Raw genomic sequence first — 26355 nt, forward strand, 5'->3', positions numbered from 1 at the left:
GCCTTCCTACGGCTATCGGGATGGGCAGGAGGGAAGGGTTGAGGGAATGGGAAATGTGTGCGGTTAAGCAACTCTTACAATATCACTTAATTTTAACTAGCCCAATTAATTCACGGTGATAATTAATTGAATCAATGCTTTGACTTATCTCGGGAAAAATAATTCCATTTCCACTCTTACGGAAACTATTATAGGTTCCATAAATCTGCTTTTTGCCACATCTGACATATATTTGATCTACTAACAATGCATAGTCTTGAGATGAAATAACTGAATCATTATGGGCAAATTTTAGATAATCCAAGCTTTTTGTTAAAAACTCTCTATCAGAATTATGAAACAAAGTATACCAAATCGCATTATGTGCTTTGGAGTCCATTTTCCGGGTATCTGGATATCCTTTATTTATTAGGATGTATTTAACAATTTCTTTATTTATTTCGTCATTTAGCATTATCTTCTTCCAAAAAGACGTTGATTTCCATTCATCTCCTTTTCTATCAATTGCCATAAGGCTATCTCTAAATTCTTGATCTCTGAGATATACTTTTTTTAACAATGATTCGAGGCAGCTATGACATAATAAATTTTCTTTATTAAGACTAGTCATCAAACTATCGTAATTAAATTTTGATTCTTTTTGTGGGAAAAATAATTGATTGTAGGATTTCTTTAAATTAGTTGGAGGTATCTCCATTTGGTCTTTTCGGTTAATTTCTTTACGACAAGAAATGAGTGATATGATTATTACTATTGTAGACATACCAACCAACACTATCATGAATCTTTTCATTAATTCCCATTTATCAATCCTAAGCAATTATTTTTAAATATTTCTTATTGTTTTAATACAGCAGGCATTGTAAAGGTTTAAGGTATTTAATCTAACTTATCGACCTATCTAATATAGCCGGTTTAACATTTATATCGAGATAAATAATAGTCGGTAAAACGTTAATTTTGAATTCTTATCCAACAGTAATTTCCTCCAGAATCGGTTTTCATTTGGCCTCCATCAAGCCAATCTGCTTCAAGCTTAACAAGTCTAGGGCCCATAATTTTACCGGCTCTAGGGTGACCTGGGGGATTCTAAAAAACCACCAAAATATGGAGGATTACCTTTGATTGGTTTACCTTCAATCACAAACTCAATCCAGGTAACTTTTGCCTTTCTATCAGATTTCCATGAATCACGTCTAACATAAAAACCAAGTTGGTAATTGTTATTCATATACATCTGATAAATGTTAATTCGCCCGGAGCTCATATATAAATATAGTCTGATAATGCTTTCTAATAAAGTGTCGGTCAGCAAGTGGTTTGGCTGCACTTATAGGCGCTGAGAAATGCATAGCATTCGCCAGGCACATTTGAAATCAAACCCAGGCGCCTGACAATCCAATATTTGAAAAACTCGTTGGGTTTATATCGTACACGCAAATCTCACGAAGGTTCTTTGCAGGAAATTGTGTTCCTGTACGGAGCTGTTGCTTAGCGTCGACAGTTGCCACAGCCTGCGTGGCCCGGCCATTTCGGCGGGCAAAAGAGCGTGGGGAAGAAAAACTAAATAGCCTGGGCAAAGGGCACGGCCAGCGTAAGCCCAAGCGTTGGATGCGGGGCTACCGAACGTCGGCCCGGTTACTATAACGTCAAATTATATAACACAAGAATGCATCGTTGTCGGAGCCACCTGCAGCTGTGTCAATTCGAAGACTGATGATCACACTACTTAGCATAAGCCAACTGGCGGAAATCATTATATAACTGGCGTCGGCTCTGTGGGCTTTTGTTATATAATATCCTGAGCGTTATGTTAACATAGCTTTGGTTTCGGGCGGGGTTAATAGTTTTTTCTTCTGGGTAGGCCTTTCTCCTTATTAGGAGCACTAATTACGAAAAATACCTAAATTTGGGTATTTCATGAAGCACCTTTTCTATATATTTTGCGAGTAGTTTCAGCAACACAACCTTAATAATGATCTAATGAATAAGAAGATTTCGTATGTTTATCTAGCTAGTCTTATCACGTTAATTGCACCTTTCGATTCAATTAGCCAAGTTATGTCCATAGAAGACAGTAGTAATATTGTTTACTTAGGAAATGACAATGGAGTTAGGGAAACTCTTACATTGGACAAGCCCCTAATTGGTTTTGAGGGGGCTAAACTTGTAATAAGAGGTGAAGTAGAGGTAGCCCACAAAGACGAGGATATCAACTCCGATATTTCTCAAGAAATAGAAATTAAATTTGACACAATTATATTTACTTCAGGCTCAGTTCTATACACTAAGTCGGATTTACTGCTTGTACCAGCAAAATTCATTAGTGGTGAAGCTATTGTGAAAAGTTCTAGAGGAGTTCAAGGTAAAGCCGGTACAACACCTTCTATTATACCTCCAAAGGCCAGTTCAGGTAGTAATGGATCAAATGGGGGAAACGGTAGTGATGCCAAGGTGGATCAATCGGCAACTTCCGGTGGGGATGGTGGCCATGCTAGTAATGGTGCTGATGGGGTCAATGGAGACCCCGGAACTAATGGGGAAAAGGGCACAAATGCAGCCAACATAACTCTCGAAATAATGACTTTTGACCCAGAAACATCCTTTCTTATCCATGCAATTGGAGGGAAAGGTGGTTCAGGAGGGAACGGTGGTACAGGAGGAGCAGGTGGTGACGGTGGAAAGGGAGGTGTTGGTGGCAAAGGAGGGTACAGTGATATTCCTTTTCGATCTGGAAAGAATGGCGGCAATGGTGGCAATGGTGGACATGGCGGCAATGGTGGTAATGGCGGAGCAGGTGGTAATGGCGGCCCAGGTGGTAATGGAGGTGATGCTAGTATCTATATATCAGGAAATATACCAACCGGATGGCAACTTACCTACGAGACAATATCCTATGATACGAAAGGCGGTCTAGGAGGAGATCCAGGTTATGGAGGAGCTGGCGGGGTTGGTGGCAAAGGTGGCAAAGGCGGTAAGGGTGGCAAAGGGCAAAAAGGTGAGTTTTTGGGTGCTGATGATGTGATATTGGATGGATCTGATGGACGAGATGGGTATAATGGACGAGATGGAGCTGACGGATCGGTGGGTTATAGTGGACCAGATGGTCAAAGAGGCCCTAATGGAAGAGCGGGATTAAACAAAACACTTCATCTATTGAAAACTGAACCTAGGCCAGAGCTAGGGTTCTATACGATGATCAAGAAAGAAGATTTCGTAATTATTAACTAGTATTAATGGAAAAGTTATTCATCGTTATCTCAATAATTTTATGTTCATTTTTTGTGCATGCACAAACGAATATAGCAATTGACGATTTTGAGTATAGTGATCCCTTTAGGAGTGAACTTCACAATAAGTCAAGTATTGACTTCACAAATTTTAACAATAAAAACCTTGCTATTGATGATGTATTAACTTGGCTTAATATAGGAGGACCATTGTCAACAACTACTAGTATCCACTTTGTGGACGATTTTTCGTCTATTGATGAAACCCTTGATATTAATACTAGTGTTACTGCAACAGCTAAATACTTATCTGCCAGTGCATCTGGTTCTTTCCAACAGAGCTTTAACAACTACTATAAAACAGACGAAAGGACAATCTCAATTGTTATTAAACTTGACTCCTATTTTGGAAAGTTTGGTTTTGCAGACCCAAAGTTAAAGCCACGATACAAAGCCATGATAGATAATGGTGAGTATGAAAAGTTTATCAGAGAATGCGGAACTCATTTTGTAGCATTTACAGATAATTCTGTTCGTGCATATGCAATAATAAATATCAATAATCTTGATCATAGCACGAAACGTAAGCTGACCACTGACTACAAAATTTCAGCAAGTGGGTCTTATAAAGGGTTTGAAGCAAGCGCAACGGCATCAAAAAACCTTCAAGAGTTAATTAACACGGCAAATAAGGTTTCCAATGTAACCGTAGCGTTTCAGGCAATAGGGGCCGGAGGATTACCGGCCTTGTCTCCATTTATAGAGAACATCAATAAAAGCAATGTCGATGAAATCTTTAAAGCGTTAGCTGAATTTGCAAAGACAGGGACTAAAGATAACTCTGCACCAACCAAATATACGCTAAGCTCATATTATCGCTATGGGCTAAATTTTGATAGAAGTTATGGATATAACAAACAGTATTTAGGATCACTTTATTCCTCTCTAGTTAAATCCAATCGAGTAATAGAAAAGCTTGAAACTATTGTAGACAAGCGTTTTGAATACAAAGCATATTATAAAAATTTACTGGGCACCTACAAACGAAATGTACAGATTTATAAAGCTTTAATGAGTGATTGTGTAAATAACAATAATTGCAATAATCAAATTCCAGTAGCTACGGAAGTTATTTGGCCTGAGAATATTACTCGTGATGAAGAATTCATTTTCACTCCTACGTATATAGATTTGAATAAAGTATCCAATGGAACGAGGGATCGAATTCTTTACACGGTGACCGTTCGAGCAGATGGCTGGAATTTATTCCCAGAATATTTTAATCGCATAGAGTTCTATAAGTTGGGTTCAGATGGAAACCTTGAGCTAATACCTGATTTTGTTGCTGGTAATCGAGTACAGTATGAATTAGATGAACCATATGAGGATGTTTCAGGAAAACGATTTTTAGCTCAAGTAGATCGACTTTATGTGGATCACGAAATGGATAGTCAAGGTAAAGTAATCGACAATCAAGCCAATTTGGGCAAAACAAAAGCTATGCTTGAGGAGCTCAGCAAGTCTGAGTATTATATTAAAACCTTTACAACGGATGGGCTAGAAAATCTCACCTACTTAGGAAGATTGAATGCCTCAGGAATTTCACCAATCATAAGAAGCTATTAGTATGAAATTGTATACTAAGTCCAGTTTGCTGATTTTGGCACTATTCAGTTCCAACCCAACTTGGAGTCAAGAATGGGAACATGAGGTTTTATTCTTTGATACGAATAGACAATATGAATCTATTTTAGTCCAAGACAGTATCATCACATATGAATTACCCGATGGATCGACTGTTCAACATAAATTAAACAAAGGGAAGAGCTTATATCTGAAGCCAGGTACGTTGCATACTGCTACACTAACATTAAATGGAAGTATTGAATTTTTTAGTGTAGATGAAGATGGAAATAGGCGAGATTCAATCAATATTGAGACTGACAAAATCATTTCAAATGCATCAATTATCCTTGCTCAGAGCAAGAATTTCTTTCTTTCGACAGACAAGTTTGAAGGAGAAATTGTGATCAGATCTGGACTTATGGGACCGGTTCCGGAAAAAGTGCAATATCTCTTTTATGAGGGGATATCCGCAAAGGCAGGTCAAAATGGTGGAAATGGTGGAAGTGGTGGCAATGGACGTGATGCTGGGGCAACTTTTAAACAAGTGGATTTGGGTTTATTTAAGACAAAACTGGTTCCAAAATCTTACGGATCAGAAGGAGGAGGGAATGGACATGATGGGGGTAAAGGAATGAATGGCAGTAACGGTTCGCCTGGTATAGCCGGAGCTGGTGGGAGAGATTCGGGAAATCTTCATTTTACAATTAGAACAAAGGTGAAGAAAGACTCAAAGATTGAAATGATAGCACTAGGGGAGGATGGACTTAATGGATCTAGAGGTCAGAATGGCGGAGTTGGTGGCAATGGTGGTAACGGTGGTAACGGTGGAAAAGGCGGAGGAGCAGCATATGATAGGAATGCATCTCGTGGAGGTGACGGTGGAAAAGGAGGTAACGGTGGAAAAGGAGGTGATGGCGGTCATGGTGGTGTTGGTGGTAATGGCGGCTCAGGAGGTGATGTGACCTTAGATGTTCAAAGACGACACCCAAATGGAGAATATTGGTACAAGCTTAACCCCAGTGGTGGAGAGGGGGGTAAAGGTGGGGAAGGAGGTTTTGGCGGCAAAGGAGGAAAAAAAGGTAAAGGCGGAGGCGCAGGTATAGGTGGTGACGGATCTATTTTTAAACATGGTGGAAGCTCCGGACTAGCTGGCAGACCAGGGGTCGATGGAAAAAATGGCATTAATGGTACCCCTGGTGAAGATGGTGAAGTGGGTAGAAGAGGACTTGATCGAGAACCCTTGCTGATACTACGAGGCGTAAGATCCAGACCTATTGACAACAGCAACCCAGTTGTTGTTCTTTTGCCTGAGGATAGGTAAAAATTGCATTATGAGCAGAAAAACATTGGTTACCTTAATTTTTGTCTTCTCAAGCCTTTCTTTATTTGGACAGGCTTCTAATTGGCAAAAGGAAGTTGAAACTGCGTTGTATGAATTTCAACAGTGTGGAGGTCCTTTGCCTTCCAATTATCCTTGCAATCAGTTCGTAGCAATGGCTTTGAAAAAGGTTTATGAAATAGATGATTTCACTATTGGTAATAGCTATCTTCTCGCAAACCAAATTGCTGACTATGTTTCCAATAATTCAGACAGGTGGACGAAACTTGGGAATGCTGATGCTCAAGCAGTACTAAATGAGGCACAGGGCTATGCGAATGTAGGAAAAGCAGTAATTGCGGTACTTAAGAATAACTCTGGATCAGGTCATGTGGCCATCATATTACCCGGACAGACCATGACTTCTGGTAATTGGGGATTAAAATGTCCTAATTCTGCCAGCTTTTTTATTGATCAACCTGAGAAGGCATATGTTAGCAAACATCTTGGATATGCATTTCCTTCTAACAATAAAGGCTCTGTGGAGATATGGGGACGAAACTATTAGTCTACTGCTTAGTCCCTTGGAAGTACGTTCTATTAATTAATTGCCTTTTTAGCATACATATTAGACTTATACTACGGTTTTCATTCTTAATTATAACACCCAATTCCGCCCTTTCACTTATTGAAGTTTGATATTATGTTAAGTAGAATACTTCCCCGTAGGCGGGTCGGCCCGGCAAAATAGCGGGCCATGCGTAGGGCACAGCGGGGAAGCATTATTTTGTCCCGGCCGGGCAGGCTTGATTTCTTTGGCGGTTCGCCGCTGCAATTACTTTCTTCATCTAAGGAAGAAACAGGGCCGCCTGGCGGGCAAGCAAGTGGTTTAGCGGCAATTTGTAAGCACTGAGATTTCAGTATTCAAAAATTGCTTTGACTTGTGGACGTACATTTAATTCTCACCAGACTGGTTTGCAGGCAACTGTTCCTGTACGGAGCTGTTGCTTTGAGTCGGCCAGCGTAAGCCAGTAGCGTCGGTTGAGTAGTGATCACAGCATTCCATAAGATGATTGGTTTTGCGATCCGTGATTTGCTTTTACATAAGATCTAACGTTATCACACTAAAGTGATGATAACTGATCTTATGTAAACCAGCCGCTGTGCGCCTGGGCGCAAATCACTATATTAGTTATATAATTTATATTATGTTAAGTAGTATTGTCAAATACTACGCTACGCTTTCCTCACTTCAAATCGGCTGTTCATCGAATCAGGCATCTCGTTCATCTATAACACGCTGTCCTGCCGGTTACTATATGGCGCTGAGACGTATTTTTTATCAAACACTTGATCGTTATCTTTGTATGAGACAGCTATTGAAATTTATACCTACCTACTTTACTTATGACTGCAGATAAGAAACCATACCTCATCTGGTTGCCTGTTGCGCTTGTCACAGCTCTGCTTTCGTTAAGTATATTCTACACGTACTACAACCAGCAAGTCATTCACGAAAACCATGTGATCGAAACCGAGGCCGAGCAAATCCGCAGCAATGTTTCGGAAATTCTCTGGGGCACCATCCAGGGCATTGACCTGGGCCTCCGTGGCTACGGCCTTATTCGTGAGGAACGGTTTGTGGATCCCATGACCACGGCTCTTAGCCAAAGTGATTCGTTGTTCGCTGATGTTGAAACTGCCCTTCTCAACCAGCAGTTTGATATGGAGGTGTACTACCAGTTCAGGGACTCGATGGAGGCCTACATTGCGTACGTTGAGCAAATGAAAATGGAGCTTGACCGTGGCAACGATTCGATATTTATAGCCATGCTTCACCCTGACATGGGACAGAATTTGTGGCTTGAATATGAACAGTTCAGTCAAAAGATTGATGACTTTGAGAGCCAGATCAAAGCTGAGGCAGATGAGCGCTATCAGTCAGCATCGATGAACCTCTATATGGCGCAGATTGGTCTGCTCCTGGTGTTGGTTCCCACAATGATGCTGTACGTCTACTATTTCCGAAAGTCACTCCTGGTGTCGGCGCAGCTCATTGAAACCAGGGATGCACGTGCTGAGCTGATCCGAAAGCAAAATCAGGAATTGGAGAATCAGGTATCGGAGCGAACCAAGGCCCTTAGCATGCAAATGAGCATTATTGAGTCGCAGCACGAAGAGCTTATGGCCGTGAACCAGGCGAAAGACAAAATTTTCTCTGTCCTCTCCCACGACTTGCGTGGACCGCTGAATAACCTGCAGAATGCCATTATAGGCTTCCATAATAAGATTTTTACTCCGGCAGAAGCAGACATGCTGCTGCAAAAACTGGAGACCAACTTTGAGCAAACCAATGAGCTACTCAATAATTTGCTTGTATGGTCAAAAAGCCAGATGAAGGGCATATCGCTGGAAAAAGACGATTTTGACCTGACTGAGAGCCTCACCGACTTAACAAAAGTCTTCAGTGAGTCGAGCAAAGCGAAAAACATAACCATCACCAACGATTCCGATGGGCACCTTCAGGTGAAGGCCGGCCGTGAAATGATAGAGATGGTGATCAGGAACCTGTTGAACAACGCCATCAAGTTCACTCCAGAAGGCGGTGTGATCAATATCCACGCAGAAAGTAAAGACGACGCAGCTGTGGTAGAAATATCCGATTCAGGTGTTGGGATGAATTATGAGACTGTGGACGCCATTCTTAATAGAGGTTACGTGGCCAGTACCCCGGGCACCAACAAAGAAAAAGGCACAGGTATGGGGCTCATGCTGGTCAAAGAATTTATCAAGCTGCATCACGGCACGTTCGAAATTATCTCCAAACAAAGCCGAGGCACAACGATAAGGTTCTCAATCCCTAAAAACTAAATTGTTAGTTGTTGTATGTTTTGTGAATGCACACATTACACTATCCCCGACTAAGTCCTTCGATGCCTTTCAGCAGCCTGTTCAGGTCGGCTACGCTGTTATAAAGATTGGGTGTCACTCTCACCACCTCCCGGTCTTTTAGTTGACGCTTCACGGTAAATACGCCATATTCATCCAAAAGCCTTTTGACGGTATCATCAGCACTTATGCCAGCAACGCTGAAGGCAGCAATGGCACCACTCTGGTCAGGAGCCAGCGGCGTGTGCACCTCTACCCTTTTCATGGCAGCAGCTTTCGACGTCCAGTAAGCTTTCAGGTAGTGCAGCCTGGCTTGCTTGACTTTGATCGTCACCAGGTTATTGAATTTGCCCGCCACCGGAATAGTTAGCAGCGCCGGGCTCGCCAGCGTACCAAAGTGTCCCAGTTTATTGATGCTGTCAACCGGTTGTGTGAAGTCGCCAAACATGGGCGACAGCTTGTTAATTTTTTCCTTCTTCACATACAGCAAGCCAGCGCCAAGCGGATTCGCATACCACTTGTGAAGGTTGACGCCAACCATATCGGCGCCCAGGTCGGCCAGTTTGTAGTCCAGGTGAGCAAAGCTGTGTGCTGCATCTACCATCACCTCTACGCCTTTGTTGTGGGCCATTTCGCAGATCTTTTTCACTGGCAGCACCTGTCCTGTCAGGTGGGTCAAATGTGTCACCAAAATAAGGGTTGTTACGGGTGAAATCGCCGATTCGTACAATTTTACTACTTCATCTTCGCTTTTTGGCAACAGTGGCACATCGATAAATTTGAGCTTTATACCCTTCCGCTTCTCCAGCATTTGAAAGGCCTCAATCATGCTGTGGTAGTCGTGGTGTTGAAGTATTACTTCATCCCCCGCCTTGAGCGGAAACCCGTTGATCAGAATGTTCAAAGCTTCCGTGGCGTTGCGGGTGACCAGCAACTCGTCTTTAGAAGCGCCAGTGAAACCGGCGAGGCTGTCCATCACCATTTGCCAGTCGTTCCAGTAGTCCATTCGCATGTAGCGGGACGACTCACGGTTGACTTTGTCTACAAACTGATGATAGGCAGCATTGACAGGAATAGGCTGGACGCCAAAGTACCCATTTTCCAGGTTGATGAAGCCGGGCGATATGTCGTAAAAGTCTGCAGCGAAGCGTTGCCAGAAAGCCTCGTCGCTCACGATAGCTTCGCTGAACTTCCCCTCCCACTGTTCAAACGAATCATTCGGGCGCTCAGGAGATAACTTCCGGTAGTTTCTGCCATAAGCCATTAGTGGCAATGAGCCTACTCCTGCACCCAAAATTTTGAATAGCTTCCTTCTGTTCATGAACAACTTTTATGCGTAGACTGTCGGGGGAAAAGACACACCACTGATTAAGAGGCGTTTATACGTTAGGCCAGGGCTGCTGTTTCTTTTCTGACTTTTAAATTAGCAATAAAACCGTCAAAAAGTCTTTAAGGATTTGTTATTAATACAAAGCAGATAAACCCGTCAGAAAGCAAAACAAAATTGGAATTGGCTGAGTGTTTCCGCCTATCAATGACTTATTCATAAAAATAAGTATTGTATTTGGTATTTATTTATCAGGAGTATGTGGGGCTACTGACCAAAGTGAGAGATGAGTCAGTTGTTGGCGTTTGGTTAAAAAAAAAGGGAAGGAAATCCATGTCGATAGCTTCTATGACTGTATTTTCCCTCCCTACCAGCCTAACCTTTGAGCATTATGGTTTGTGTAGAACCATAACTAAAGTATCAACATATATTTATTTTGGCAACTATTTGGGACAAAAGACACAAAATAATCGATGAACACCCGATAACGGGGGACGAAAATTTTGGGTTTTTCTTTTTTGGACGATTTTGAGAAAAAGATATGGCTTTGCCGGGGTGGTTAATGCGCCGGAGAAGGCGTTTCAACGGTCTAATTGACTGCCTTACTGCATCAGATTGAGTCTCCGTATTAACTCATCACGATATACTTTTCCCAGTGGAATCAGGTGTTCAGCGATTTTTACCTGATGCAGGTCGATGGCTTGCACATGCTCCAGGTTAATCACATAAGAGCGGTGCGCCCTGAAAAATGCATCTTTCGGCAGGTGATCCAGAATATCCTTCAGGCTTGACCGAACGACGTACTTTGATGCCCCTGTAACAATATTGGTGTAGTTCCCATCTGGCTCCAGCCAAAGCATCTGGTCAAATTTCACCTTTACAAACATTTGTCCATTCTTAACGAACATGCCGTCCTTTACCAACATTTCTGTTTGACGGGAAGCTTCCGGTGCAGCGTTTGAATTAACAGGTATTGCAAAATTGACGAGGGCAATTTCTATTGATGAGTAGAGCTCGTCTGCATTAAACGGTTTCACCAGATAGCCATTGGGCTTGGTTGCCTTGGCTTCTTCCACAGTGGCCTTGTCGGCGTGTGACGTGCAGTAGATAAAGGGAAGGTCGCAGTTGCTTCTTATATGGCGAGCCAGCTCAATGCCGGAAGGCCTCCCTCCCATCATAATATCCAGCATGACCAAATCGGGCTGATATTTGTCCAAAGCCTCCAGCCCCTCTTTGAGGTTCATTGCCACAAAAGGCACCTCATAACCCATTCCCTCAAGCAGCTCACGCATGTCTTCGGCTATGATCAACTCATCTTCAACAATCAGAATTTTTATTTTACTCATCGGCTTGGCGAATCCCTCTACACGGCTAGAATCTAATATAGACCAAAAAGACTAAAGGTTAAATGCTTTTTTAAAAATGAAAATCTTTTGGGAATGCCTCAGGTCGAAAATCTATGTTTCGCCCTGCTTAATGTTGTTTTTTCTATGCTGCAATATTGCTCCATACGCATTGCGGAGTAGCAGTTCTCACTTTGGGTTGCAATGGTAACGATTGGCACTTTAATAGCAAAGCATTTTACTGTAAACCTAAACAAGCAGCCAGTCAATCCTAAAGCCAGCGTCTATTCACTTGCGAATTTTATTAAGTGGTAAGCCTGTCCTCATGAAGCACAATAGAGAAATGAGCCCCTTTCACCGAATGAAAAGACAACTGTCCGTTCAGCTGACGGGTGAGAATATTGACCAGCTTCAGCCCCAGCGATTTCACGTTGTCGATGCTGAAGTCCTGGGGCAAACCGTTGCCGTTATCGTCCACAGCAAGTTGCAGCTGACCATCCGCAGTTCTTGTCAGCTCTACGCTTATTTCTCCTTCCGGCTTTCCTTCAAAAGCGTACTTATATGCATTTGAAATTAACTCATTGAGTATAAGCCCCAATGGTATGGCCAGATCAATATCTAGTTTAATATTTGATCCAGCTACTTTATTCACAATTCCGTTTTGTCCGTTTGGACTAAAAACAGTGGAGAGATGTTCCACTAATTCTTCTGCGTATTCCCGGAAATCAATCTCGGAAAGCTTCTCTGTCTGGTAAAGTTTTTGATGGATCAGGGCCATGGCTTTTACACGGCTCTGCCCTTCCTGAATGGCGGAAATCATCTCAGGGTTGGCGGTGGACCTGCTCTGCATGTTGAGGATGCTGCTGATAACCTGGAGGTTATTTTTCACCCTGTGGTGTATCTCTTTAAGCAGTGCCTCCTTCTCGCCCAGCGACCGGGCCAGCTCCAGGCTTTTTTCCTCAATCTCCTGGTTTTTCAGTTGAAGCAAATTGTTGGATTTAGACTTGACTCTTTCGGAGCGATAAGCATAAACCAGGAAGACAGTTAGCAGTGCAAGGCCGCCAAGCAACAGGTACCTAAGCCGGGCCTCCGATCTGAGGCTTGACTGCTGCTGGGCGAGCGTCACCTGATTCAGGGCCAGCTCCTTGTCTTTTTTTTCACTTTCATATTTGGCTTCAAGTTGCATCACAGTTTCTCCTCTTTCAATGCGCTGAAGAGAATCCGAAAGCTCCTTCCAAACCAGTGTATAAAAATAGGCTGAGTCAATTTGATTAGTGGCAGCAAATGATTCACGAAGGCCATCAGTGGATTTCATGCGTAATTCCAGGAATTTGTACTGCTTAGCCAATGCTATAGAGGCCCTCTCGTGCGCAATGGCCTTTTCAGGAAACCCGCCCCGCCGGTAGTTAACAGCCAGGTTGTGATTCGTGCTCGACATTCCATATTTATCGCCCGACCGACTCTTCACACGAAGAGATTGCGTGTAGTAGTACAGCGCAGAATCAAACTGTAGATTCTCGTCGTAGGTGACTCCCATATTATTGTAGAAAGCACCGAAGCCCCGGAGGTTGTCGTCTTCTTTGATTCCAGCCACTGACCGGCGGTAATAGCTCCGTGCCGAATCATACTTCTTTAAATTCATGTAGGCCAGGCCAATATTGTTGTAGGCACCTCTGATTCTGTTATCAGAACCTTCTCCCTCAATGAGGAGATCGAGCGCTTTTTGGAACTGCTCTAGCGATTTTTGATGCTGATCCTGAGCTTTATAAACAAACCCAATGGCATTTACAGTGGAAGAAAGGGCTAGAGGATTTCCCAACTTCTCCTTTATTTCGAGAGCGTTAAGGTAGTACTCCATGGCCACGTTCATGTTGCCCAGCCGGTCGTACACCAGTCCTAGATTATGGTAGGAACCTGCCATTCCGCTTTCGTTATGGCTGGCTTTTTCTACACTTAGCGCTTTCTCAATATAGCGTATGGCTGAGTCCATCTCTCCTTGTTCTTCGAAAGCCCGTCCGTAGTTTTTATAAGCGTAGGCAAGCATGACGCTATCATGGGCGGCTTGTGCCAGTGCCTTTTGCAAACCGGCATAGTAGACAGAAGAATCGAAATTTTCCCTTACGAAACTGTACGACAGCTCATCAAGAAAAACTAACCTGAGTGAATCCGTGGGTGCTGTTTTGAACTGTTGTCTCAGGTCGTCAAACCTGTCGTTTTGGGCGATAGCACTCACAGAGGTGAGGAGCAAAAAGGCAATAAAGAATCTCCAAATACGTCGCATCACATTGACTGACGAACCCATCATACGCTCACTTTCATGTTTTGAATGACAATTGAGAAACGGGCTCCACCTATAGACTGCACGGTAAGTTGGCCGTTGAGTTGCCTTGTAAGTATGTTCACCAATTTCAGCCCGAGAGATTTTGCCTTCTCCAGGTTGAAATCAGCCGGAAGACCTTTGCCGTTATCAGCCACTTCGAGCTGTAGTTGATCCTCTCCCAGTCTTTTCAGTTCTACACTGATGGCTCCTCCAGTTTTTCCTTCAAAGGCATACTTATATGCGTTGGAAATCAGCTCGTTAAGAATCAGTCCCAGCGGAATGGCCATGTCGATGTCCAGCTTAATGTCAGGTGAGGTAACAGTTTTTACAATACTCTCTCCGGTGGAGGACTCAAAAATAGAGGACAGGTGATCCGTGAGTTCTTCGGCATATTCCTTAAAGTCAATCTCCGATAGTTTTTCAGTCTGGTAGAGTTTCTGATGAATCAGGGCCATAGCTTTCACCCTGCTTTGTCCTTCCTGAATAGCCGTGAGCATTTCGGGACTTGCTGTCGACCGGCTTTGCATGTTCAGAATGCTGCTGATCACCTGAAGGTTGTTCTTTACCCTATGATGGATTTCTTTAAGCAAGGACTCTTTTTCTGCCAAGGCCGATTCAATGAGCTTATTTTTAGTTTCTATTTCCTGGTTCTGAATGCTCAGCTGATTGTAGGCTTTTGTTTTGGCACGTTCACCCCGATAGATCAGGCCAGCCAGTAAAAGCACAATTACCATCCCTCCTATGAGAACAGAGCGAAGCCTGGCTTCCTGTGTGAGCAATACCTGCTGTCTGTCGATATCGGCCTGTTTGAGAACCAGCTCCTTTTCCTTTTTCTCGGTTTCGTATTTGGCCTGCATATCATGAATGACCTGGCTGTTTTCAATATTGTAAACGGAGTCTTCCAGTTGTTGATATTGCTTATGATAACGCAGCGCCTGCTTATAATCACCCAGCTTTTCATAGCTTTCTGACAGGCTGTGGCTCAGGTTAATCCTCAGCTGGTGATTGTTTATCTTTTCGGCTAGTTCGAGGGACTTGTTGCCATAATAGGCTCCCTTTTCCGGCATGTCGATGCTGTTATACAAACTATTCATATGGAAATAGCTAAAGGCCATCGATCGAAGGTCTCCCCTGGTTTTAGATAGCGCCAGCGACTTGTTAAAATAATACAAAGCGCTGTCCGGCATTTTCAGGTCAGTGTAGTCATTTCCTATGTTGTTATAAGCACTTGGCAGGTTCGGCTCATTGTCAAGCCCCTCATAGATGGCAATGGTTTTCAGGTAGTTCTTAATGGATTTTCTTGTATCTCCTTCTTCCCCGTAAATGATAGCCATGTTTGACAGCACTACGGCCACACCTCTTTGATACCCGATGCTTTCGAAAATATCCATGGCACGGGTGTAATGAAGGATGGCGTCGTCATGATAGCCAAGATAATTCTGTGAGTTGGCAATTCTGTTGAGCACTTTGCCAGCTTCCAGGGAGTCGTTTATACTTTCGTAGTAGGAAAGGTTTTCAAAAAGGACTTTAATGGCTTCTGCGCTTCGATCTTGTTCTTCGTAAAGTTCTGAGAGTTGCAAATTAGCCCTGGCAATCCCTTCCTTGTCTTGCGATTCACGATAGGCTGCGAGGGAAGCATCAACATATTTTTTTGCTGAATCGTAGCTGAAATGCTCATAATGAAACTTTCCGAGTGCCAAGTTGGCGTCTCCACGTTCCTTTGTCAGGTTGTGGTCTTTCGCAAGTTCAAGCGCTCTGTTCAGGTAGTTTAAGGCAGCCGAAGAATCGGTCTCAGCACTTTGCTGCCCCATGGTAATCAGCAGGGAAACTTTCACACCTGGCTCTTTGGCCGCTTGAAAAAGCTGTTGCAGGCTATCTGTCTGGGCTTGTAGATAGCCGGAGGCTACCAATACAGCAAAAAGTAACAGGCATGTTTTCTTGATCATCTTCCAGCTTGCTTTTGATAGGTGCAGTCCTTCGTGAGAGGCTAATATAGTGCTTTTAAGGGCAATTGTGTTGATTAATCAATGTTTGTACATCAAAAGAAGCCGTGGGCTATATACAGCTCTGTTATATGTGTGGTTCGGAAAAAGTATCAAGTGAAGGTTTACACAAAGGCTGTAGACAGAAGCATAGCATTATTTCATTGTAACTAATTGATTGTAAATCAAATAATCGATCAATCATAAAGTATAAAATTAAACATATTTTTTACTGCCTTTTCGAAAAAGCAGCACTCAGTGACACAACTGATAAAACCCAGGCGGGTTTGCTTTCGTTATTTGTTTTGTCGATTTTTGACCCAGTTTGAAAAGAACCCTACAAATAGCGCTTGTTTTCACATGGCTCCTCTCCATTGCAGGGGTAGTCGTGTCAAAGCATTATTGTGGCCCTTTTCTTAAGAACGTTGAGCTGGGGCACTCCACCAAGCACTGCTGCATGGATGCTGCCGACGAGCCCAACGATTGCTGTGAAAATACAACGGAGTACCAGAGCCTGGATGGAAATTTCGTTAAGGTTGAAAAACTGGCGCTTGGAACTCCCTCCCTTTTTGTGCTCTACGCTATTGAGCTTCCCGACTTTCTGTCCTACGACGAAGCATATTCAACTCATTCACTATCATTTGCTGCAGATACAGGGCCACCTTTGCCTTTGTATCCCGCCTATATTTCCTTCGGTGCCCTTTTGATTTAGCCATTGGTCTTTTGCACGAAGCATGTTCCCATGCTTCAATTTCCATTTGCATCAGACCAATGAATTTACTTTATGCTCAATCAAATCATTCGTTTTTTTCTACATAACAGGCTGGTTACTATCCTTATATTGATAGTGCTGGTGGGTTGGGGCATTGTTACGTCGCCATTCAATTGGAAGGTAGACGCTCTCCCCAGAGATCCTGTGCCGGTGGATGCCATCCCCGACATTGGAGAAAACCAACAAATTGTGTTCACTGACTGGGCGGGCAGGTCGCCGCAGGACATTGACGACCAGATTTCATACCCTCTAACGACCTACCTGCTGGGTATACCGGGCGTTAAATCGATCCGAAGTTCCTCGGTTTTCGGATTTTCGATGGTCAACATCATTTTTAATGAAGACATCGAGTTTTACTGGTCCAGGTCCAGAATCCTTGAGAAGCTAAGCTCACTGCCATCCGGATTGTTGCCCGACGGCGTGCAACCCATGCTGGGGCCCGATGCTACAGCCCTTGGCCAGGTATTTTGGTATACGCTCGAAGGCAGAGACAAAGAGGGCAATCCCACGGGAGGCTGGGACCTGCATGAGATCCGTACCGTGCAGGATTTCTATGTAAAGTATGGGCTCAACGCTGCCGAAGGTGTATCAGAAGTCGCTTCCATAGGCGGCTTTGTGCAAGAGTATCAAATTGACGTCAATCCCGATGCGCTGAAAGCCTACAACATTCCCTTAATGGCAGTGATGCAGGCTGTGCGGCAGTCGAACAGGGATGTAGGCGCCAAAACCATTGAAATGAACCAGGCAGAGTACCTGGTAAGAGGGCTCGGCTATATCAAGTCGGTAGAAGACATTGAGAAGGCTGTGGTGGCCGTGCAGGACAATGTGCCCATCCGCATCAGCGACATTGGCCGGGTGAGCCTTGGTCCGGCTGCCCGACGTGGTGTGCTCGACAAAGGAGGCGCTGAAGTGGTAGGTGGTGTAGTAGTGGCCAGGTACGGCTCGAATCCGCTGGAAGTAATCAATAACCTAAAGGTAAAAATAGCAGAGATAGCGTCGGGCCTTCCCAAAAAGACGCTGGCCAATGGCGTCGAAAGTCAGCTGACCATCGTGCCATTTTACGACCGCACACAGCTTATTCACGAAACAATCGGGACACTTGAAACGGCCCTGTCGCACGAGGTACTCATCAGTGTGATCGTGGTGCTCATTCTCCTGCTCAATCTCCGGGCCTCGATTATTATTGCCAGTTTGCTGCCCGTGGGCGTGCTGGCCACATTCATCGTGATGCGGTACTCAGGCGTTGACGCCAATGTGGTGGCCTTGTCGGGCATTGCCATTGCTATTGGAGTGATGGTCGACGTTGGGATTGTTTTCGTGGAAAACATCATTCGCCACCTGGAAATGCCAGAAAACCATGGCGCCAGCGGGACAGCACTGCTGAAGGTGATTTATGAAGCCACGGTGGAAGTAGCGTCGGCCATCACCACTGCCCTTGCCACCACGGTGGTGAGTTTTGTTCCCGTGTTTGCCATGGAATCAGCTGAAGGAAAACTTTTCAAGCCACTTGCCTTTACAAAGACCTATGCGCTGCTTGCCTCGTTTGTACTTGGCCTTGTGGTGCTCCCTACCCTCGCCTATTTCATATTCGGCATCAACTACGACAAGAAGAAAGTAAGACGGGTATGGAATTGGAGCTTCGTGGCCGCCGGCATTATGCTGGCCGTCTATTTTCAGATGTGGTTGCCATTGGCACTGACCGTCGCCGGCATCAATAACATATTGGAAAGCAAATGGCCTCAACAGATCAGGCGATATACCAGCTACCTCAATCTGGCACTAGCCGTGCTCATCGCTACCTATTTTCTCGCTGAAGAATGGATGCCGCTGGGTGTGGGAAACTCCCTCGTGCTGAATTACCTCTTTGTCATTGTGTTGATAGGGTCAATTTTGCTTGCACTACTTTCGGTGGTGCATTTTTATGAACCGATCTTGAAATGGTGCCTGGTGAATAAGGGCAAGTTCATGCTGCTCCCGGCGTTTACCATTTTGCTTGGCGTCGTGATTTGGCTCGGGTTCGACACCGTTTTCAGTGTAGCTGGCGAAAAGGTGAGAGCCTCCCGGCCATGGAAGGTGCTGGCTGAAAAATTCCCGGGTATAGGTTCAGAATTTATGCCTTCACTCAACGAGGGTAGTTACCTGCTCATGCCCACCTCCATGCCTCATGCCGGCGTGGAGCAAAACCGAAGAGTGCTTGGCCAGCTCGACATGATGGTGAGCCAAATTCCCGAGGTAGATATGGTGGTTGGGAAAATGGGCAGAACGGAGTCAGCACTTGATCCGGCGCCAATCTCTATGTACGAAAACATCATCAACTACAAGCCAGAGTATGTAGTGGATGAAGACGGCCATAGGTCAAGGTTCAAAACTGACAACGACGGCAATTTTGTGTTGACCTCCGGAGAGGCGGTATCCAACGAAGAGGCTCTGCGGCTGCGAACAAGATACAGCCAACTCATTCCCGACAATGACGGTCAATACTTTAGAAACTGGCGCCCTCATATCCAGTCACCCGACGATATATGGGACGAAATTGTGCAGGTGACCAAAATACCGGGTGTCACATCCGCCCCCAAGCTTCAGCCGATTGAAACACGCCTGATCATGCTGCAAACAGGCATGCGAGCGCCCATGGGCATCAAAGTTTATGGCCCCGACCTCCCAACCATCGAGGCGTTCGGCATGCAGCTGGAAGGTATTTTAAAAGAAGTGCCCTCAGTAAAAGCAGAGGCTGTTTTTGCTGACAGGATTGTAGGCAAGCCCTACCTCCATCTGAATATCAACAGGGAGGCGATTGGCCGCTATGGCCTGACAGTGGAAGACGTGCAGCAAAGCATCGAAACGGCTATCGGCGGCATGAAAATCACAACGACGCTGGAAGGAAGGGAAAGATTCCCGGTGCGGGTTCGCTATCCAAGAGAGCTTCGGGACGACCCCGAAACATTGGGGCGGATACTAATCCCCACTCCTTCCGGCGCTCAGATTCCATTGAGCCAACTTGTGGAGATGGAGTATGTAAGGGGCCCGCAAATGATCAAGAGCGAAGAAACGTTTCTGGTCGGCTATGTGCTGTTTGACAAAAGGGATGGTTTTGCAGAGGTGGAAGTGGTTAATCAGGCACAGGCCACCATTCAGGAAAGGATCGACGCCGGACTTCTCAAAATACCTGCCGGTGTCAGCTACAAATTTTCAGGGAGCTACGAAAACCAGGTGAGGGCTGTAAAGCGGCTGTCTATCGTGATTCCCATTAGCTTGCTGGTGATTTTCCTGCTGCTCTACTTCCAGTTCAAAACGGTCATTGCTTCGTCGATCCATTTTTCCGGGGTGTTTGTGGCGTTCGCAGGCGGCTTCATTATGCTTTGGCTCTATGGCCAGGACTGGTTCCTGAACTTCTCCGTGGCTGATGTCAATCTGAGAGATCTGTTCCAAATGCACACGATCAACCTGAGTGTGGCCGTTTGGGTGGGCTTCATTGCCCTGTTTGGCATTGCCACCGACGACGGTGTGATCATGGGAACCTATATCCATCAGGTATTTGAGGAAAAGCAACCAACGACCATTCAGGGAGTTCGTGAAGCGGTGCTGGAAGCGGGCAAAAAGCGAGTCCGGCCAGCCATGATGACGGCAGCTGTTGCCATTATTGCGCTGCTGCCTGTCCTGTCGTCTACCGGTAAGGGCTCAGACATCATGGTGCCCATGGCCATCCCGACATTCGGCGGCATGACGATTCAAATCATGACCATGTTCGTGGTGCCGGTATTGCAGGCATTTTGGAGGGAAACAGTGATCAAAAAACAAATCAGGGAGGCAAAATGAAAAGTATCATCTATATCATCTTGATTTTGACCGCCGGGGCAACACAAGCACAAACGCTTGAAGAGTACCAGCAAATGGCAGCAGAGAACAATCCTGGTCTGAAGGCAACTCACAAGGCATTTGAAGCAGCCCTCGAGCAGGTATCGCAGGCAAGTGGCCTGCAGGATCCGAATCTCACTGTCAGTGCTTTTGGCCAAATGATCGAAACCCGGGTGGGGCCGCAAAAAGCCCGCTTTAGTCTCTCCCAGATGTTCCCCTGGTTTGGAACACTGAAGGCCCAGGGCCATGTGGCTGCCTTGATGGCTGAGTCGAAGTACCAGGCATTTTTGGACGAGAGAAACAGGCTGTATTATCAGGTGGCGGCTGCTTACTATCCGCTTTACGAGCTCAACGCCTTCAAAACCATCGAAGCAGAGAACATCCGGCTTCTGGAATCATACAAGGCCATAGCGACAGCAAAATTCAGTAGTGGCAGCGGCACGATGGTGGATGTGCTCCGGGTGGACATCATGCTCCAGAGCGCCAACACCAGGTTAACTATTCTTGACAAGGAAGAGGCGTCGCTGAAAACTACCTTCAACAACCTTTTGAATCGGGATATAGGTGAAGACATAGTTGTTATCGATTCGCTGGCAGTGGACGATGCTCTAAATGCCGGCGATTCATTGCCCACCACCCACCCTCGGATAGCCGAACTGGAGTTGAAGATTGAAGGGAGCCAGGCGGCTGAACATGCAGCCCGCAAGCAGGGGCTTCCGAAACTGGGCGTCGGCGTCGATTACATCATCGTTGGGGAAAGGACGGATTTAGCGGCAGGCGCTGCACCACCGGCCGACAATGGCAAGGATGCTATCATGCCCATGGTGTCTGTCAGCCTGCCGGTTTTCAGAAAGAAATACCGGGCGGCTGTGAAAGAGGCACAACTGACGCAGGAAAGCTATGCCTTTCAGAAGCAGGCCACTGTCAATGCCCTTGCTACCGACTACGAGGTCACCAGGTTTGAGCTTGCTCAACAAAGGGAGTTGATAGGCCTTTACGAGGCGCAAGCCGTTCAAACTGACCGTATGATGCAGCTCCTCTTCACAGCCTACAGCAATTCGGAAGCTGATTTTGAAGAGGTGCTGGCCACGCAGCAACAATTGCTGCAGTATCGGAAAATGAAAGTCGAGGCAGCCGCAGCTTACCAGGCTGCACTCGCCAAATTGTATTATGTGACAGCTAAAGTTTATTGAAATGACAATAGATAAAAAAACAATAATAACCGGTCTGGTTACCCTGGTAATGGGGTTATTGATTGGATGGCTGATTTTTGGGGGTTCTCCAAAAATATCAGCAAATGAAGACCATCAGCATGGTTCAGCAGAAGAGACAATATGGACATGCTCGATGCATCCCCAGATCCGTCAAAATGAACCTGGGCAATGCCCCATTTGCGGAATGGACCTCATCCCACTTGAAAGTGGCATGGACGAAGGCATTGATCCAATGGCCATCAGCATGTCGCCTGTGGCTATGCAGCTTGCCAATGTGAGCACAGCCGTGGTTGGTTCAATGGCGCCAGTCAAATCGGTGAAGCTCATTGGCAAAGTACAAGCCGACGAGCGCCTGATTTTTTCGCAATCATCTCATATTCCTGGCCGCATCGAAAAGTTGCTCATTAATTTTACGGGAGAATATGTACGGAAAGGGCAAACCATCGCCTTTTTGTACTCCCCTGACCTCGTGAATGCGCAAAAAGAGCTTTTGGAGGCATCGAAAATGAAGGCCACCCAGCCGCAGTTGCTGGAGGCAGCCAAAGAAAAGCTTAGAAATTGGAAGCTGACCAATAGCCAGATCGATGAAATACTTGAAAGCGGCGTCGTCAAAGAATCATTTCCGTTGCTTGCCGATAACTCTGGCTATGTAATTAACAAACTAGTGAACCGGCATGACCACGTCGCACAGGGCCAGGTGATCTACGAAATAGTCGATTTATCAAGCGTTTGGGTACTTTTTGATGTCTATGAATCGGATATGACCTGGGTCAAAAAAGGCGACAAGATACCTTTTACCGTTGCGTCTTTGCCAGGCGAAACCTTCAGCGGCGCCATCTCTTTTATCGACCCCATCATTGATGCCCAAACGAGGGTGGCAAAAGCAAGAGTGGAAGTGAAGAACAGCGCATCGAAGCTGAAGCCGGAAATGTTTGTGTCGGGTAAGCTGGAAGCCAACCTTCCCGGCAAGGCTGAAAATATAGTCGTTCCCAAAACGGCTGTGATGTGGACAGGTCAGCGGTCGGTGGTATATGTAAAACTAGCCAGCAACCAGTCAGTTAGCTTTGTCATCAGAGAGGTGGTGCTTGGGCCTGCCCTTGGCGATAGTTACGTAGTGAAGGAAGGGCTCGAAAACGGCGAGGAGATTGCAGTCCATGGCACATTCAGCATCGACGCAGCCGCACAGCTGGCAGGAAAGCCCAGCATGATGAATCGTCAGTCTGATGGTAAGAAGGCGGCCTTTGATCATGACCACATGGTCATGCTAACGGGTCAAAAAACAGCCGAGAGTCAATCCGCTTCGGGCGTGCCTGCCGCATTCAGAAACCAGCTGACAGATTTCGCCATGGCTTACATCAGTTTGAAGAATGAGTTGGTCAACGACGACCCCGAAAAGGCCCAAAAACTGGCGGGAGCAGCAAAAGAAAAGTTATCGAAAATTGACATGAAGCTCTTGAGCGACCACCAGGTTCATATGGCCTGGATGAGCACACTGGAGTTGTTGGAAGAAAACTTGGCTGTGATTGCCAACACCGGCGAGCTGGCCACTCAGAGAGCAGCCTTCGTGCCCCTGTCTTCTGCCCTCATTCAGGCAGTGGAGCAATTTGGCATAGCGAACACGACCTTCTATCAGCAGCATTGCCCTATGGCCGACAGCAACAAAGGTGCTGACTGGCTCAGCCTGGAGAAAGAAATAAGAAACCCCTACTATGGAGATGCTATGCTCTCCTGCGGGTCTGTAGAAAGAACAATTACCCCTGTAAAATAATTATTAACTAATTTTATCCCTATTATGAGAAACATTGTATTGACTTCCCTTTTTGCTGCAGCATTGGCATTGAGTGCATGTAACAGCAACCCAAAAACCACTGAAGAAGCAGCGACACATGATGACGGCCATCAGCACGAAGCGGCTGCCTCCGACACTACTGTGGCAGCCGCTTCCTATATTTGCCCTATGAAATGCGAAGGCAGCGCAAGCGACAAACCTGGCAAGTGTCCCGTTTGCAAAATGGACCTCGTTGCGGTTGAAGAAACTCCTGCAGAAAAGTAAGCGATGAGAATTATTCATATAGTATTGGTCTGTGCGGTTTTTATGTTGGCTGCCTGTAGCGACGGAAACAAGTCTGGCACAGCAACGTCCTCTGGACAAAAGCTGGCTGAGAAAGACATTTCTCTTGCTACACTGAAGCTTCGAAACCTCGATGGCAGCGAGTTGGATGTTGCCACTTTGGCGGGCAAGCGGGTTTTCGTCAATTTTTGGGCTACGTGGTGCAAGCCTTGTCTGGCCGAAATGCCTTCGATTGAAAGAGCAACCGAATTGCTTGCAGCGAAAAACGTAGTGATGCTGGCAGCCTCGGACGAAAAGCTCGACAGGATATCGAAATTTAGAGAGAAGAATAGCTATTCTTTTAATATCGTTGCCACGGAAGCCAACTTGGGTATTTTGGAAATATTTGCCTTGCCTACTACTTTCATTTTCGATGAGCAGGGAAAACTGGTATTCAAAGAAACCGGTGCCCGGGAATGGGACAGCCCTGAAAGCATTAAGCTAATTAACGAGACAAATAAGCTATGAAGAAAGAGTTATTTGGAGCCATCATTGTTGGTGGTTTGATTTTAAAAGGCTGCGCACCAGCGCCCAGCGAAGAGCGGATGCCTGTGCAAAAACTTGAGGCCACTCACCTGAGTGGAGCTTCGCTGCCTTTTCTGTCAACGGATGCATCTGGCAAGGTTATCCTCTCTTATGTGGTGGATAACGATTCTTCTGCGGCCTTGCATTTCACCACACTTGCTGACCAACAGTGGAGTGCGCCGGTGAAAGTGGCTGAAGACACCAACTGGTTTGTCAACTGGGCCGACTTCCCGTCTGTTATTTCCTGGGGCGATGGCAAAATGGCAGCACACTGGCTGGAGAAGAGCTGGACAGGAGGCACGAACTACCACGTAAAAATCAGTCGGTCTCAGGACTTTGGTTCTTCATGGAGCGCACCGGTTACTTTACACAGCGACACCCTTCCGAGGGAGCATGGCTTCGTTTCGCTTGTCCCCTTCCCTAGCGGCCGCATGTTTGCTTCCTGGCTCGACGGACGCAAGTATCCACCTGCCAGCGAACATGGCGGACACGACCTCAGTAACGAAATGACCCTTATGGGGGGTTATGTAGCGGTTGACGGGCATGTTGAGGGAGAAGAGCTGCTTGACCAACGGGTATGCGACTGCTGCCAGACAAGTTCTGTTTTAAGTGACCACGGCCTGATTACCTTCTACCGGGATCGCTCCGATGACGAGGTGAGAGATATAGCCGAGGTACGATGGACAGAAGAAGGTTGGACAGAGCCCAGTGTGCTTGGTGAGGATGGCTGGGACATCATGGCCTGCCCGGTAAATGGCCCTCAGTCGGATGCTATTGATGAGCAGGTGGCAGTTGTTTGGTTTACAGCGGCCGATGAGAACCCCAGGGTGCAGCTTTCGCTGTCGGGTGATGCGGGAGAGCATCCTTCCATTCCGATCAAGGTGAGTCACAACTCAACAGCCGGAAGAGCAGATATCAAACTTATCAACAAAGACTACGTGGCAGTAAGCTGGATAGAGATAGTTGAAGAAACCGGCGTTTTGAAAGTAGCCGTTTTCACAATAGATGGTCAGCGGCTTGAAGAATGGGACATCACAGAGATTTCAACCGAGAGGAAGACAGGGTTTCCACAGCTGACTTCTGACGGAAAAAACCTTATTATTGCGTGGACTTCCGACAATGCTGTCAACACGGCAATGATAGCGCTCAAAGAACTCTAGTATATTCGTTCAATTAATCTGTTATTAACTAAAACCCTTATAAGTAATGAAAAACGTTAAATTATTTTTTGGTGTATTGGCTGTTATCCTTTTCGCTACAGCGAGTCAGCGTGCAATGGCTCAGCTTCAAGCTCCTGCGCCTAGCCCGGCAGGTTATGTTTCGCAGAATGTTGGCTTTACAAAAATTAGCGTTGACTATTCATCGCCAGCAGTAAAAGGTAGAAAAGTTTTTGGTGACCTGGAAAAGTACGGTGTAACCTGGAGAGCAGGTGCCAACGGCCCAACGATGATTGAATTCAGCACTGGTGTAAGTATCGGTGGGAAAAATGTAGGAGCAGGAAAATATTCACTTTTCATCACTCCACAGCAGAGCGGCGAGTGGACTATCCACTTGAACAGCAAAGGCAATTCAGTATTTGCCTACATGAAAGATGGTAAAATTGACGAAGAGGCAGTAGCCAAAGATGACGTGGTTGCCGTGAAAGCTGCACCAGTAATGGCTGCCGATTCGATGGAGAGATTGGCTTATTCGATTTCCGCTGAAGACAACAAGGTGGCCAAAGTAACGATGGCCTGGGACAAAGTGAGACTTTCTTTTATGGTCGACACTCAGGTGAGTCAAAAACTGGAAGGATTCACTAACACGCTGAAATAAGCTATAGCTGTTTCCTCCGAGGTTCAACG

General features: G+C 45.7%; 18 protein-coding genes. 13 read left to right on the forward strand and 5 right to left on the reverse strand.

The annotated features are described in order from the left end of the window. Window positions 1-82: 82 nt before the first annotated feature. Window positions 83-793, reverse strand: a complete 711-nt coding sequence (locus AAC052_RS02960) for a DUF6624 domain-containing protein (RefSeq protein WP_339810816.1) — start codon at window positions 791-793, stop codon at window positions 83-85. 1268 nt (window positions 794-2061) lie between these two features. Here AAC052_RS02960 and AAC052_RS02965 point away from each other — a divergent pair. The 5 genes from AAC052_RS02965 (at window position 2062) to AAC052_RS02985 (ending at window position 9045) form a co-directional block, all read left to right on the forward strand. Next, window positions 2062-3231 carry a hypothetical protein gene (locus AAC052_RS02965; protein WP_339810818.1) on the forward strand — a complete coding sequence of 390 codons (1170 nt, stop codon included), beginning with the start codon at window positions 2062-2064 and terminating at the stop codon, window positions 3229-3231. A gap of 5 nt (window positions 3232-3236) precedes the next feature. Continuing rightward, window positions 3237-4856: a hypothetical protein gene (locus AAC052_RS02970; protein ID WP_339810820.1), complete on the forward strand. Its 1620-nt coding sequence runs from the start codon at window positions 3237-3239 to the stop codon at window positions 4854-4856. Between the two features lies 1 nt (window position 4857). After that, on the forward strand, window positions 4858-6177 hold the full coding sequence (locus AAC052_RS02975) for a hypothetical protein (RefSeq protein ID WP_339810821.1): 1320 nt from the start codon (window positions 4858-4860) through the stop codon (window positions 6175-6177). 10 nt (window positions 6178-6187) lie between these two features. Further along, entirely contained in the window at window positions 6188-6742 is a 555-nt protein-coding gene (locus AAC052_RS02980; protein ID WP_339810822.1) for a hypothetical protein, read from the forward strand. Window positions 6743-7581: 839 nt separating this feature from the next. Next, complete coding sequence (locus AAC052_RS02985; protein ID WP_339810823.1) at window positions 7582-9045, forward strand: ATP-binding protein; 1464 nt, start codon at window positions 7582-7584, stop codon at window positions 9043-9045. Between the two features lie 40 nt (window positions 9046-9085). Here AAC052_RS02985 and AAC052_RS02990 read toward each other — a convergent pair whose 3' ends face one another. The 4 genes from AAC052_RS02990 to AAC052_RS03005 form a co-directional block, all read right to left on the reverse strand. Beyond that, the gene (locus AAC052_RS02990; protein WP_339810825.1) at window positions 9086-10384 is read right to left on the reverse strand and encodes an aminotransferase class V-fold PLP-dependent enzyme; all 1299 of its coding nucleotides are present in this window, start codon (window positions 10382-10384) and stop codon (window positions 9086-9088) included. A gap of 608 nt (window positions 10385-10992) precedes the next feature. Further along, window positions 10993-11736: a response regulator gene (locus tag AAC052_RS02995; RefSeq protein WP_317491756.1), complete on the reverse strand. Its 744-nt coding sequence runs from the start codon at window positions 11734-11736 to the stop codon at window positions 10993-10995. Between the two features lie 301 nt (window positions 11737-12037). Continuing rightward, a complete protein-coding gene (locus AAC052_RS03000; RefSeq protein WP_339810828.1) occupies window positions 12038-14038 on the reverse strand; it encodes a tetratricopeptide repeat protein in 2001 nt (666 codons plus the stop codon). Next, a complete protein-coding gene (locus AAC052_RS03005; protein WP_339810829.1) occupies window positions 14035-15999 on the reverse strand; it encodes a tetratricopeptide repeat protein in 1965 nt (654 codons plus the stop codon). The genes AAC052_RS03000 and AAC052_RS03005 overlap by 4 nt, the downstream gene beginning before the upstream one ends. A gap of 361 nt (window positions 16000-16360) precedes the next feature. Here AAC052_RS03005 and AAC052_RS03010 point away from each other — a divergent pair, with 361 nt between their 5' ends. From AAC052_RS03010 to AAC052_RS03045, 8 genes are all read left to right on the forward strand, one after another. Continuing rightward, the gene (locus AAC052_RS03010) at window positions 16361-16747 is read left to right on the forward strand and encodes a hypothetical protein (RefSeq protein ID WP_317491753.1); all 387 of its coding nucleotides are present in this window, start codon (window positions 16361-16363) and stop codon (window positions 16745-16747) included. A gap of 72 nt (window positions 16748-16819) precedes the next feature. Then, window positions 16820-20623, forward strand: a complete 3804-nt coding sequence (locus AAC052_RS03015) for an efflux RND transporter permease subunit (RefSeq protein ID WP_339810830.1) — start codon at window positions 16820-16822, stop codon at window positions 20621-20623. Continuing rightward, window positions 20620-21855: a TolC family protein gene (locus AAC052_RS03020; protein ID WP_339810831.1), complete on the forward strand. Its 1236-nt coding sequence runs from the start codon at window positions 20620-20622 to the stop codon at window positions 21853-21855. The genes AAC052_RS03015 and AAC052_RS03020 overlap by 4 nt, the downstream gene beginning before the upstream one ends. A gap of 1 nt (window position 21856) precedes the next feature. Further along, a complete protein-coding gene (locus tag AAC052_RS03025) occupies window positions 21857-23644 on the forward strand; it encodes an efflux RND transporter periplasmic adaptor subunit (RefSeq protein WP_339810834.1) in 1788 nt (595 codons plus the stop codon). 24 nt (window positions 23645-23668) lie between these two features. Next, entirely contained in the window at window positions 23669-23929 is a 261-nt protein-coding gene (locus AAC052_RS03030) for a heavy metal-binding domain-containing protein (RefSeq protein WP_317491749.1), read from the forward strand. Window positions 23930-23932: 3 nt separating this feature from the next. Next, window positions 23933-24454 carry a TlpA disulfide reductase family protein gene (locus AAC052_RS03035; protein ID WP_317491748.1) on the forward strand — a complete coding sequence of 174 codons (522 nt, stop codon included), beginning with the start codon at window positions 23933-23935 and terminating at the stop codon, window positions 24452-24454. Then, window positions 24451-25671 carry a hypothetical protein gene (locus AAC052_RS03040; protein ID WP_317491747.1) on the forward strand — a complete coding sequence of 407 codons (1221 nt, stop codon included), beginning with the start codon at window positions 24451-24453 and terminating at the stop codon, window positions 25669-25671. Before AAC052_RS03035 ends, AAC052_RS03040 begins: the two co-directional genes overlap by 4 nt. Before the next feature lie 46 nt (window positions 25672-25717). Beyond that, the gene (locus AAC052_RS03045) at window positions 25718-26326 is read left to right on the forward strand and encodes a DUF2911 domain-containing protein (protein WP_317491746.1); all 609 of its coding nucleotides are present in this window, start codon (window positions 25718-25720) and stop codon (window positions 26324-26326) included. The last annotated feature ends 29 nt before the right edge of the window (window positions 26327-26355 follow it).

The organism is uncultured Imperialibacter sp., assembly GCF_963974565.1.
GTDB lineage: Bacteria > Bacteroidota > Bacteroidia > Cytophagales > Cyclobacteriaceae > Imperialibacter > Imperialibacter roseus.

Excerpts from the sequence above, each read along its gene's own strand:
- AAC052_RS02960 (WP_339810816.1), bottom strand. The coding sequence starts at position 793 with ATGAAAAGATTCATGATAGTGTTGGTTGGTATGTCTACAATAGTAATA.
- AAC052_RS02965 (WP_339810818.1), top strand. The coding sequence starts at position 2,062 with ATGTCCATAGAAGACAGTAGTAATATTGTTTACTTAGGAAATGACAAT.
- AAC052_RS02970 (WP_339810820.1), top strand. The coding sequence starts at position 3,237 with ATGGAAAAGTTATTCATCGTTATCTCAATAATTTTATGTTCATTTTTT.
- AAC052_RS02975 (WP_339810821.1), top strand. The coding sequence starts at position 4,858 with ATGAAATTGTATACTAAGTCCAGTTTGCTGATTTTGGCACTATTCAGT.
- AAC052_RS02980 (WP_339810822.1), top strand. The coding sequence starts at position 6,188 with ATGAGCAGAAAAACATTGGTTACCTTAATTTTTGTCTTCTCAAGCCTT.
- AAC052_RS02985 (WP_339810823.1), top strand. The coding sequence starts at position 7,582 with ATGACTGCAGATAAGAAACCATACCTCATCTGGTTGCCTGTTGCGCTT.
- AAC052_RS02990 (WP_339810825.1), bottom strand. The coding sequence starts at position 10,384 with ATGAACAGAAGGAAGCTATTCAAAATTTTGGGTGCAGGAGTAGGCTCA.
- AAC052_RS02995 (WP_317491756.1), bottom strand. The coding sequence starts at position 11,736 with ATGAGTAAAATAAAAATTCTGATTGTTGAAGATGAGTTGATCATAGCC.
- AAC052_RS03000 (WP_339810828.1), bottom strand. The coding sequence starts at position 14,038 with ATGATGGGTTCGTCAGTCAATGTGATGCGACGTATTTGGAGATTCTTT.
- AAC052_RS03005 (WP_339810829.1), bottom strand. The coding sequence starts at position 15,999 with ATGATCAAGAAAACATGCCTGTTACTTTTTGCTGTATTGGTAGCCTCC.
- AAC052_RS03015 (WP_339810830.1), top strand. The coding sequence starts at position 16,820 with ATGCTCAATCAAATCATTCGTTTTTTTCTACATAACAGGCTGGTTACT.
- AAC052_RS03020 (WP_339810831.1), top strand. The coding sequence starts at position 20,620 with ATGAAAAGTATCATCTATATCATCTTGATTTTGACCGCCGGGGCAACA.
- AAC052_RS03025 (WP_339810834.1), top strand. The coding sequence starts at position 21,857 with ATGACAATAGATAAAAAAACAATAATAACCGGTCTGGTTACCCTGGTA.
- AAC052_RS03030 (WP_317491749.1), top strand. The coding sequence starts at position 23,669 with ATGAGAAACATTGTATTGACTTCCCTTTTTGCTGCAGCATTGGCATTG.
- AAC052_RS03035 (WP_317491748.1), top strand. The coding sequence starts at position 23,933 with ATGAGAATTATTCATATAGTATTGGTCTGTGCGGTTTTTATGTTGGCT.
- AAC052_RS03040 (WP_317491747.1), top strand. The coding sequence starts at position 24,451 with ATGAAGAAAGAGTTATTTGGAGCCATCATTGTTGGTGGTTTGATTTTA.
- AAC052_RS03045 (WP_317491746.1), top strand. The coding sequence starts at position 25,718 with ATGAAAAACGTTAAATTATTTTTTGGTGTATTGGCTGTTATCCTTTTC.